At 69.1% G+C, this 9862-nt stretch carries 9 protein-coding genes; 4 read left to right on the top strand and 5 right to left on the bottom strand.

Translation table 11 applies throughout. The features are described from left to right. The 4 genes from HC022_RS12735 to HC022_RS12720 all read left to right on the top strand — a co-directional run. Positions 1–910: ABC transporter ATP-binding protein (locus HC022_RS12735; protein WP_167452686.1), on the top strand; the 910-nt coding region annotated here is incomplete at its 5' end. A 4-nt stretch (positions 911–914) separates the two neighbouring features. Next, positions 915–1808: an ABC transporter permease subunit gene (locus HC022_RS12730; RefSeq protein WP_089955936.1), complete on the top strand. Its 894-nt coding sequence runs from the start codon at positions 915–917 to the stop codon at positions 1806–1808. Positions 1809–1872: 64 nt separating this feature from the next. Beyond that, a complete protein-coding gene (locus HC022_RS12725; RefSeq protein WP_008886758.1) occupies positions 1873–2691 on the top strand; it encodes an ABC transporter permease in 819 nt (272 codons plus the stop codon). Continuing rightward, entirely contained in the window at positions 2688–4007 is a 1320-nt protein-coding gene (locus tag HC022_RS12720) for an FAD-binding oxidoreductase (RefSeq protein WP_167452685.1), read from the top strand. The genes HC022_RS12725 and HC022_RS12720 overlap by 4 nt, the downstream gene beginning before the upstream one ends. Positions 4008–4024: 17 nt before the next feature. Here HC022_RS12720 and HC022_RS12715 read toward each other — a convergent pair whose 3' ends face one another. Genes HC022_RS12715 through HC022_RS12695 form a run of 5 tightly spaced genes read right to left on the bottom strand, consistent with a single transcriptional unit; the run spans position 4025 to position 9856 of the window. Then, on the bottom strand, positions 4025–5512 hold the full coding sequence (locus HC022_RS12715) for an acyl-CoA dehydrogenase family protein (protein WP_167452684.1): 1488 nt from the start codon (positions 5510–5512) through the stop codon (positions 4025–4027). Positions 5513–5528: 16 nt separating this feature from the next. Next, positions 5529–6404 carry an amidohydrolase family protein gene (locus HC022_RS12710; protein ID WP_167452683.1) on the bottom strand — a complete coding sequence of 292 codons (876 nt, stop codon included), beginning with the start codon at positions 6402–6404 and terminating at the stop codon, positions 5529–5531. A gap of 12 nt (positions 6405–6416) precedes the next feature. Continuing rightward, entirely contained in the window at positions 6417–8291 is a 1875-nt protein-coding gene (locus HC022_RS12705) for a feruloyl-CoA synthase (protein WP_167452682.1), read from the bottom strand. 21 nt (positions 8292–8312) lie between these two features. Then, a complete protein-coding gene (locus tag HC022_RS12700; protein WP_008886745.1) occupies positions 8313–9083 on the bottom strand; it encodes a crotonase/enoyl-CoA hydratase family protein in 771 nt (256 codons plus the stop codon). Between the two features lie 8 nt (positions 9084–9091). Beyond that, entirely contained in the window at positions 9092–9856 is a 765-nt protein-coding gene (locus HC022_RS12695; protein WP_167452687.1) for an SDR family NAD(P)-dependent oxidoreductase, read from the bottom strand. Positions 9857–9862 lie beyond the last annotated feature (6 nt).

The raw sequence follows: 9862 nt of genomic DNA, 5'->3' as shown, positions 1-9862 counted from the left end.
GCTCGACGAGCCGCTCGGCGCGCTCGACCGCAAGCTCCGCGAGGATACGCCTTTCGAGCTCATGGACATCCAGGAAAAGACCGGCACCACCTTCGTGATCGTGACCCACGACCAGGAAGAGGCGATGACCGTCGCCTCCCGCATCGCGGTGATGGACGAGGGCCGCCTCGTGCAGGTCGACACCCCCGACGTGATCTACGAGGCGCCGAACTCGGTCTACGTGGCGGATTTCATTGGCGACGTGAACCTGATCGAGGGCAAGGCCCGCGTGCGCCCGGACGAGCCCGCACCCGCCCCGGCGCCCGAGGCCCCCGCCGTCGCCGAGACCCCGGCGCCCGCGCCGCAGCCGGCCGAGCCCGCGACGCCGGTGGTGACCGACGCCCGCCTGCCCGCCCCCAACGCCCGCGGCGAATGGCTCTACCAGAAGGTCTTCGCCCGCCTCCTCGGCCACCGCGAGAGCGCGCCGCGCCAGCTGCCGCCGCCGAGCCCCGAAGAGCTCGCCGCCGCGCACAAGGCGCCGCCACCGCCTCCGCCCCCTGCCCCGGTCGCGCCGGCGGAACCCGCCATCAAGCCCGGCGGCATCTTCATCGACTGGGCCGAGGGCCAGCCGCCGATCATCGCCGCCAACGGCGATCCGGCCACCGACGGCAAGCCGGTCACGCTGTCGATCCGACCCGAGAAGGTCACCATCGACCTCGACAAGCCCCAGCGCCCCAACGTGCTGCCGGGCAAGGTCATCGACATCGCCTATCTCGGCAACATCTCGACCTACCACGTCGAGCTGCGCAGCGGGCTGATGATCAAGGCGCAGATGGTCAACGCCCGCCGGCTTTCGAACCGGCACATCACCTGGGAGGACGAGGTCTGGATCGGTTTCACGGAAACCGCCGGCGTCGTGCTCGAGGAGTAGCCCGATGCGTCGCGCGTTCCTCATCGCCGTTCCCTACATCTGGCTGCTGCTCCTCTTCCTCGTCCCGTTCCTGATCGTGCTCAAGATCTCGCTGTCGGACGTGGCACTGGCGCGCCCGCCCTACATGCCGCAGCTCGACCTCTCGACCGGCTGGGACGGGATCAAGGCCTTCTTCTCGGAGCTCGACTTCGAGAACTTCGTCTTCCTGACCACCGACAGCCTCTACTGGAAGTCCTACCTCAGCTCGGTGAAGATCGCGGGACTGTCGACGCTCATCACCCTCTGCGTCGGCTACCCGCTGGCCTACGGCATGGCCCGCGCGCCCGACGAGTGGCGCCCGACGCTGCTGATGCTGGTCATCCTGCCGTTCTGGACCTCGTTCCTGATCCGCGTCTACTCGTGGATGGGCATCCTCTCGACCGAGGGCGTGCTCAACAGTTTCCTGCTCTGGACCGGGATCATCGACGAGCCGCTGATGATCATGAATACCCCCAGGGCGGTCTATGTCGGCATCGTCTACACGTACCTGCCCTTCATGGTGCTGCCGATCTACTCGGCGCTCGAGAAGATGGACGAGAGCCTGATCGAGGCGGCAGAGGACCTCGGCTGCTCGAAACTCGCCGCCTTCTGGCTGGTGACCTGGCCGCTGTCGAAGAACGGCATCATTGCCGGCTGCTTCCTCGTCTTCATCCCGGCACTGGGCGAGTTCGTCATCCCCTCGCTGCTCGGCGGGTCCGAGACGCTGATGATCGGCAAGGTGCTCTGGGAAGAGTTCTTCAACAACCGCGATTGGCCGGTGGCCTCGGCGGTGGCGGTGATCCTGCTGCTGATCCTGATCATCCCGATCGTGCTCTTCCAGCGCAACGAACAGAAGGCCCGGGAGGCCGAGGGCCAATGACCATGCGCAGCTTCCCCCTTCCCAATGCCCTCGCCCGCGCCGCCACCGGAACGGGAGCACGCCGATGAGACGCTTCTCCTGGTTCAACGCCACCTCGCTGACCATCGGCTTCGCCTTCCTCTACCTGCCCATGGTCCTGCTGGTGATCTACAGCTTCAACGAAAGCCGTCTGGTCACCGTCTGGGCGGGCTTCTCGACCAAGTGGTACGGCGAACTCCTGCGCGACGAGGCCTTCCTCGACGCCGCATGGGTCACGCTCAAGGTGGGCGTCTTCTCGTCGACCCTCGCAACGCTGCTCGGCACCATGGCGGCGTACGTGCTGGTGCGCGCGGGCCGGTTTCACGGCCGCACCCTGTTCTCGGGGATGATCTACGCGCCGCTGGTCATGCCAGAGGTCATCACCGGCCTGTCGCTGCTGCTGCTCTTCATCGGCATCGGGCTTGACCGGGGCGTGTTCACCATCGTGCTCGCCCACACCACCTTCTCGATGTGCTACGTCTCGGTGGTGGTGTCGTCGCGGCTCACCAGCTTCGACCGCTCGCTGGAGGAGGCCGCGCTCGACCTCGGCTGCTCGCCCTTCGAGGCGTTCCGGCTGGTCACCCTGCCGATCATCGCACCGGCGGTGATCTCGGGCTGGCTGCTTGCCTTCACCCTGTCGCTCGACGACCTCGTGATCGCCAGCTTCACCACCGGCCCCTCGGCCACTACTCTGCCGATCAAGATATTCTCAGCGGTGCGGCTCGGGGTGAGCCCGCAGATCAACGCGCTGTCGACGATCCTCATCGGCATCGTCACCGTTGGCGTCATCACCGCCTCGGTCATCACCAAGCGCGCGGCAGTGGCGCAGGCCCGCGACGAACAGGCGGCTGCCCGAACCGAATGAAACGCATCTACGAAGCGCCGGCCTACGGGCCGCAGGGCGCCTGCTGGTGGGCCAATACGGTGCCGCCCGACGACTGGCCGGCCCTGCCCGGAGACCGCAGCACCGAGGTCGCCGTCATCGGCGGCGGCTACACCGGCCTCTCGGCCGCGCTGCACCTCGCGCAGGAGGGCACGGGCGTCACCGTGCTCGAGGCCGAGCACGCAGGTTACGGCGCCTCGGGCCGCAACGGCGGGTTCTGCTGTCTCGGCGGGTCCAAGGCGACCAGCGGCCAGCTCCGACGCCAGTATGGCCCGGACGGGCTGATGGCGTGGCGCGCCACCGAGAAGGCGGCCATCGAGACCGTGGCCGGACTTATCGCCGATCACGGGATCGAGGCCGACACCCATTCCGAGGGCGAGACGCTGATCGCCCACAGCGCGCGCGCCTTCGGCAAGCTGAAGGCTGGGCTCGACGAGATTGAATCCGAATATGGCGTGACCCCGCGCCTGCTCGAGATGGAGGAGATGGCAGCCGCGGGGCTCGGCGGGCCGTTCTTCGGCGCCGTCACCATTCCCGTGGGCTTTGCCCTGAACCCGCGCAAGTACCACGCCGGGCTCGCCCGCGCGGCCCGCGCCGCCGGGGCCACCCTGCACGGCCACAGCCCGGTCACGGCGCTGAGGCGCGACGGCAAGTGGATGCTCTCGACGCCGCACGGCACGCTCACCGCCGACCGGGTGATCCTTGCCACCAACGGCTATTCCTCCGAGGATGTGCCCGACTGGCTGCGCGCCCGCTACCTGCCGGTGCAGTCGAGCGTGATCGTCACCGAGCCGCTCACCGAGGCGCAGCGGGCGGCGCAGGGCTGGACATCGTATCAGATGGCCTACGACACCCGCGTCCTGCTGCACTACTTCCGCCTGATGCCCGACAACCGCTTCCTGTTCGGGATGCGCGGCGGGCTGACCGCAACGCCGCGGGCGCAGGCCTCGATCTCGCGCAAGATCCGAGGCGATTTCGCCGAGATGTTTCCGGGCTGGCGCGATGTCCGGCTGAGCCACGAATGGGCGGGGCTGGTCTGTATCATGGCAAGCCTCACGCCCTTTGCCGGGCCAGTACCCGACCAGCCGGGGCTGTTCGCGGGGATGGGCTACCACGGCAACGGCGTCGCCATGGCAAGCCACACCGGCATGCTGCTTGCCGACCTCGTGCGGGACCGGGCGCCGCGCGCGCTTCTGCCCGAGGCGATGAGCACGCCGCCCCGGCGCTTCCCGCTGGGCCGCCACCGCCGCGCCATGCTGGCGCCGGCCTATGCGGCGGCCTCGCTGCTCGACCTCTGAGGCCCTGACGGCGGGGCTCAGCCCCGCGCCAGCCTCACCCGGATCGCATCGGCCAGCAGCGCGCCGGTCGCGACCGCGAAGTCATGCGCCAGCACCCGCACGTCCGCGAGGCCCGCCAGTTCGCGCGCCCGCGCCTGCCACGCCGCGCTGCGCTCGGCCAGGGCCATGTCCTCCGGTGCCAGCCGGGCGATCAGCGCCGCGAAGGCCTCGATCACCGCTCCCTCGCCAAAGCGCACCCCGCGCGAGGCCATGGTCTGGCAATGGATGCCGTTGGCGCCCTCGTAGATCGTGGTGATCCGCGCATCCCGCCAGATCTGTGCCACGCCGTATTCCTCGAGATAGCCGTAGCCGCCAAGGATCTGGATCCCCAGATCCGCCGCCCGCAGCCCCGCCTCGGTGCACCAGATCTTGCACAGCGGCGTCAGGAACTCGACCAGCGCCGGGGCGTCGCCGCGCTCGAGCTCGCCCAGCGCGATGTGGCACATGGCGCGCGCCACCCGGGCGGCGTCCTGCTGCTCGGCCAGCATCCGCTGCACGTCCGGGTGATCGGCGAGCATCGCGTCGGACCCGTCGGGCTGGCGCCCCTGGCGGCGCTCGGCGGCATAGGCCGCGGCGATGGCATGGGCCCGCGCCGCGTGGGCCACGCCCTGCAGCGATACGTCGAGCCGCGCGTGGTTCATCATGGTGAACATCGCCGCAAGCCCACGCCCCTCGGCGCCCACCAGCTCGGCGCTTGCACCGTCGAACTCCATCTGGCAGGTGGGCGAGGCGTGCAGGCCGAGCTTCTCCTCGATCCGGGTGACGGTGACGGCGTTGCGCAGCCCGTCGCGCTCCGAGGGGCAGAGGAACAGCGACAGCCCCTTCACCCCGTCCTCGGGCGCCCCGGTGCGCGCCAGCACCAGATGCAGGATGCCCTCGGACAGGTCCTGGTCACCGCCCGAGATGAAGATCTTCTGCCCCTCGATGCGCCAGCTCTCGCCGTCGCGCACCGCCCGGCAGCGGATCCGCGACAGGTCCGAGCCCGCCCCCGCCTCGGTCAGGCACATGGTGGAAAGCCACGCCCCCGAGGCGAGCTTCGGGATGTAGGTCTCCTGCTGCGCCGGGGTGCCGTGCACCAGCAGCGTCGAGACCGCGCCCGGCACGAGGTTGGTCACCATCTGCAGCGAATGGTTGGCGCCCGAGAAGATCTCGGACACCGCCGCCGCGGTCAGGTGGTCGAGCTCCTGCCCGCCGAAAGCCTCGGGCGCCGTGAGCCCCTGCCAGCCGCTCTCGGCCAGTTCGGTATAGGCGGCACCGAAGCCCTCGGGCATCCGAACCCGCCCGTTTTCGAGCCGGCAGCCCTCGCGGTCGCCGGGCCCGTTGAGCGGCGCCAGCACGCCCTCGGCGAAGGCGGCGAAATGGCCCGCCACCTCCTGCGAGAGCTCGGGGTCCCATCCGGGCACCTCGCCGGCAAAGGTCCGGAGGCTGTGGAAGATGTCGTCGAGCGGGGCCTGAAAGGGGATCATCGCGCGGCGCCTCCGGTCAGCTCTCGATGCCCAAGAGGCGCATCGCGTTGTCCTTGAGGATGAGCGGCCGCACCTCGTCGCGGAACTCGGCCTTGTCGAAGGCGTCGAGCCACTTCTCGGGTGCGATCATCGGCCAGTCGGACCCGAAGAGCATCTTCTTCTTCAGGATCGTGTTGGCGTATTGCACGAGGATCTTGGGGAAGTACTTGGGCGACCAGCCGCTGAGGTCGATGTAGACGTTGGGCTTGTGCTGCGCGACCGAGAGCGCCTCTTCCTGCCACGGGAAGGACGGATGCGCGAGGATGATCGGCATGTCGGGGAAATCCACTGCCAGATCGTCCATGAACATCGGGTTCGAATACTTCAGCCGCATGCCGTTGCCGCCGCGCATCCCCGAGCCCACGCCGGTCTGCCCGGTGTGGAAGAGCGCCGGCACCCCGGCCTCGGCGATGGCCTCGTAAAGCGGGTAGGCCATGCGGTCGTTGGGGTAGAACCCCTGCATGGTGGGGTGGAACTTGAACCCCTTGATGCCGTGGTTCTGCACGAGGTCGCGGGCCTCGCGCGCGCCGAGCCTGCCCTTCGCCGGGTCGATCGAGGCGAAGGGGATCAGGATGTCGCTGTTCTTGGCGCAGGCGTCGGCGACCTCGTAGTTGTCGTAGCGCCGGTAGCCGGTTTCGCGCTCGCTATCGACCGGGAAGATCACTGCGGCGATGTTCTTCTCGCGGTAGTGCGCGGCGGTGACGTCGATGGTCGGCGGATGCGACCACGGCGCGCCGAAGTACTTGGCCATGGTGGACTGCAGCTCGTCGTAGCCGTCATCGGCGTGACAGCCGCAGGCCTCCTCGGCATGGGTGTGGAAGTCGATCGCGCGGACCTTGGCGAAGTCGATCATCTGGTGTCCTCCTCAGACGCGGATCAGCGCCGGATCTTCGTTGTCGTAGAGCCGCTCCAGAAGCTCCGCCCGGCGGGTCAGGATCTTCTTGATGTTGAGCGAGCCCTTGTCGGTGATCTCGTGGTGTTCGAGCGACGGCGGCTCGGCCAGCACCATGGCGCGGGTGATGCGCTTGGCCGAGCCCGTCACATGCGCGTTCATCTCGCGCAGGCGCAGCTCGACCCGCGTCATCAGCGCGGTGTCGGTGACGGCGCCCTGCGTGACCTCGCCCGACGCGGCGGCCCCGGGCACGGGGAAGATGAAGAGCCCCACCTCGCCCCGGTCATGGCCGCAGATCACCACGTCCTGCGCCAGCCCGGCGAGCTCCTTGAGCGCGGTCATGCGCAGGTTGCCCGCCTGCACCCAGGTCCCGGTGTCGAGCTTGAAGTCCTCGGACACGCGGCCGTCGAACACCAGTCCACGGTCGGCATCGTCCGGATCGACGAAGCGCACCGCATCGCCGGTGATGAAGAACCCTTCGTCGTCGAAGGCCTCGGCGGTCCTGGCGGGGTCGTTGAAGTAGCCGGTCATCACGTTCGGCCCCTTGACCCGCACCTCGCAGCGCATGTCCTCGTCGGGGATGAGCTTCACCTCGACGCCGGGCAGCGGCACGCCGATCACGCCCGAGCGGCCGATGGGCTCGTGCACCATGAGGCAGGCGGGGGCGGTCTCCGTGAGGCCCCCGCTCGAGATCATCATCGGCAGACCGCCGCGGGCGTCGATGCAGAACTGCTCGAGCGCCTCCCACACGTCCTGCGGCAGCGAGGCGCCGGCGTAGAACAGCAGCTGCAGGTCCTTGCACAGATGCGCCTGCGTGGCGGGGTCGTCCTTGATGGCGTCGACCAGCATGTTCCAGCCCACGGGCACGTTGAAGGCCAGCGTGCCGGGCCGGTCGGTGCGGTTTTTGAGCGTGGTGGCAAAGCCCCTGCCGGTGGGCTTGCCGCTGTCGATGGTCAGGGTGCCGCCATGGGCCAGCATCATGTTGACGTTGTGCGAGCCGCCGAAGACGTGGTTCCACGGCAGCCAGTCAGTGATGCGCGGCGCATGATCCATGAGGAAGGGAAGCGCCACCTGCATCTGCACCTGGTTCACGCACATCATCCGGTGCGTGGTCAGCACGCCCTTGGGATCCGAGCTCGAGCCGGAGGTGAAGAGGATCTTGGCCAGCGTGTCCGGGCCGACCGTGGCATGGACGGCATCCAGATCGGGGCGCTCCTCGGCATGGACCAGCTCGGAAAGCCGCGTCACCGGACGCCCGGCCTCGCCGCGCGCGGCGACCACCTCGACATCGGCGAGCTGCGGCAGGGCCAGCGCCGAGGCGTAGCGGGTGGCGTCATCGACGAAGGCGAGCTTGGGCTTCACCTTGTCGAGCACGAAGATCAGCCGGCCATGAGCCTCGGGGATCAGCGAATACTGCTCGGCCAGAGGCACCACCGGCACGCCGATGTACTGCGCCGCGAGCGAGACCAGCAGGTGGTCGAGCCCGTTTCCCGAGAGCATGGCGATGGTGTCGCCCTCGCCCAGCCCCCGTGCCAGCAGCGCCGAGGCGATGGCGCGGACCTGCTGCAGCAGCTCGAGATAGGTGACGTTGCGCCAGCCCGGCCCCTCGACAGGCCGCTCCGAGACGGCGACGCGGTAGGGCGCCTTCTCGGCCCATTCGTGCAGCCAGACGCCGGTGTTGGCGACCGCCTCGGGCAGATCGTAGCCCGAGCGCAGCAGGATGGTGCCGTCGGCGCGGTCCTCGCGAACCACCTTGTGCGGCACGTAGCGAGTCAGGGTGTGACGGCGGGCCCAGTCGGCCCGGGCGGTCGGGTCCTTGGGCGCGCGTTCGATGATCTGGGTGTTCATGGCTCCTCCCTCCCTGCGATCTCAGCGGAACACGGGGCTGCGTTTTTCGAGGAAGGCGCGCAGGCCCTCCTCGGCGTCGGGCGTGGTCTGGACGAGCGCCGCGGCGAGGCTCTCGGTGAAGAGCCCGTCCGAGCGGGACATGTCGCCGATGCGGGTCAGCGCATTGATCATGAAGTAGTTGGACATGGGCGCGTTGGCGGCGATCCTGACGGCAAGCTTGCGCGCCATCGGCAGCGCCTCGCCCTCGCCCACGCTGTAATGCGCGAGCCCGAGGCGCAGGCCCTCCTCGGCGTCATACTTGCGCCCGGTGAGCATCATCTCGACCATCCGGTCCGGCCCGAGGATGCGGCCCACCCGGACCGTCGCCCCGCCGCCCACGAAGATGCCGCGGCGGCCTTCGGGAAGCTGGAAGATCACCGATGGCTCGGCGATGCGCACGTGGGTGGCGGTCGCCATCTCGAGCCCGCCGCCGATCACCGCGCCGGTCATGGCGCTGATGGTCACGACGCCGCCGAACTGGATCATGTCCATGACGCGGTGCCAGTTGCGCGAGTGGTAGACCCCCTCCTCGGCGCTGCGCGACACGTGCTCGGCGAGGTCGAGCCCCGAGCAGAAGTGCCCGCCGCGACCGTGCAGGATCACCACGCGGACGTCCTTTGGAAGCGACGAATAGAACTGCTCGATCTCGGCCATGAGACCGTCGGACATGGCGTTGCGCTTGTCCTCTCGGACCAGCTCGAGCTCGGCGACCTGCTCGTCGTAGCGGGCCTCGGTGTAGGTGCCTTTCAACATGTCAGTCCTCATTTCGGCGCAAGGCGAACGGCGCTGTCGAGGCGGATCACCTCACCGTTCAGCAGGGGGTTTTCGACGATCTGCTGCACCAGCAGGGCGAATTCATCGGGCTTGCCCATGCGCGAGGGGAAGGGCAGCCCGGCCTCGAGCGCGGTCCGCGCCTCGGGCGGGAGACCGGCGCTCATGGCGGTCTCGAAGAGCCCCGGCGCGATGGTCATGACGCGGATCCCGAAGCGGGCGAGCTCGCGCGCGGCGGGCAGCGTCAGCGAGGCGATGCCGCCCTTGGAAGCGGCATAGGCCGCCTGCCCGATCTGGCCGTCCTGATAAGCGACCGAGGCGGTGTTCACGATCAACCCGCGTGCCCCGTCCGCATCCAGCGGCTCGGCGGCGGACATCAGCCTGGCGGCGTGGCTGAGCACGATGTAGCTGCCCAGCAGGTTGACCCGGAGCGTGCGCTCGAAGGTCTCGATGGGCAGCACCCCGTCGCGGGGCAGGATGCGCCCCGCGGTGCCGATGCCGGCGCAGTTGACCACGATGCGCGGGGTCCCGAACTTCGATGCGACCTCGGCGAAGGCGGCCTCGACGGCGCCGTTGTCGGAAACGTCGACCGCAATCGCCAGCCCGCCGATCTCGTCCGCGACGCGCTCCGCCGCCTCGGCGCCGCGGTCCACCACCGCAACCCTGGCGCCAGCAGCTGCCAGCCGCCGGGCGGTGGCCTCGCCGAGGCCGCTGCCGGCGCCGGTGACCAGCGCGATCTGTCCGGAAATCTCCATGATCCG

The organism is Salipiger sp. HF18 (assembly GCF_011806505.1).
Taxonomy (GTDB): domain Bacteria; phylum Pseudomonadota; class Alphaproteobacteria; order Rhodobacterales; family Rhodobacteraceae; genus Salipiger; species Salipiger thiooxidans.
The sequence above is the reverse complement of the archived record's forward strand: the minus strand, read 5'-3'. Positions and strand labels throughout refer to the sequence as shown.

Coding starts and splice junctions, on each gene's coding strand:
- HC022_RS12730 (WP_089955936.1), top strand. CDS start 915: ATGCGTCGCGCGTTCCTCATCGCCGTTCCCTACATCTGGCTGCTGCTC.
- HC022_RS12725 (WP_008886758.1), top strand. CDS start 1,873: ATGAGACGCTTCTCCTGGTTCAACGCCACCTCGCTGACCATCGGCTTC.
- HC022_RS12720 (WP_167452685.1), top strand. CDS start 2,688: ATGAAACGCATCTACGAAGCGCCGGCCTACGGGCCGCAGGGCGCCTGC.
- HC022_RS12715 (WP_167452684.1), bottom strand. CDS start 5,512: ATGATCCCCTTTCAGGCCCCGCTCGACGACATCTTCCACAGCCTCCGG.
- HC022_RS12710 (WP_167452683.1), bottom strand. CDS start 6,404: ATGATCGACTTCGCCAAGGTCCGCGCGATCGACTTCCACACCCATGCC.
- HC022_RS12705 (WP_167452682.1), bottom strand. CDS start 8,291: ATGAACACCCAGATCATCGAACGCGCGCCCAAGGACCCGACCGCCCGG.
- HC022_RS12700 (WP_008886745.1), bottom strand. CDS start 9,083: ATGTTGAAAGGCACCTACACCGAGGCCCGCTACGACGAGCAGGTCGCC.
- HC022_RS12695 (WP_167452687.1), bottom strand. CDS start 9,856: ATGGAGATTTCCGGACAGATCGCGCTGGTCACCGGCGCCGGCAGCGGC.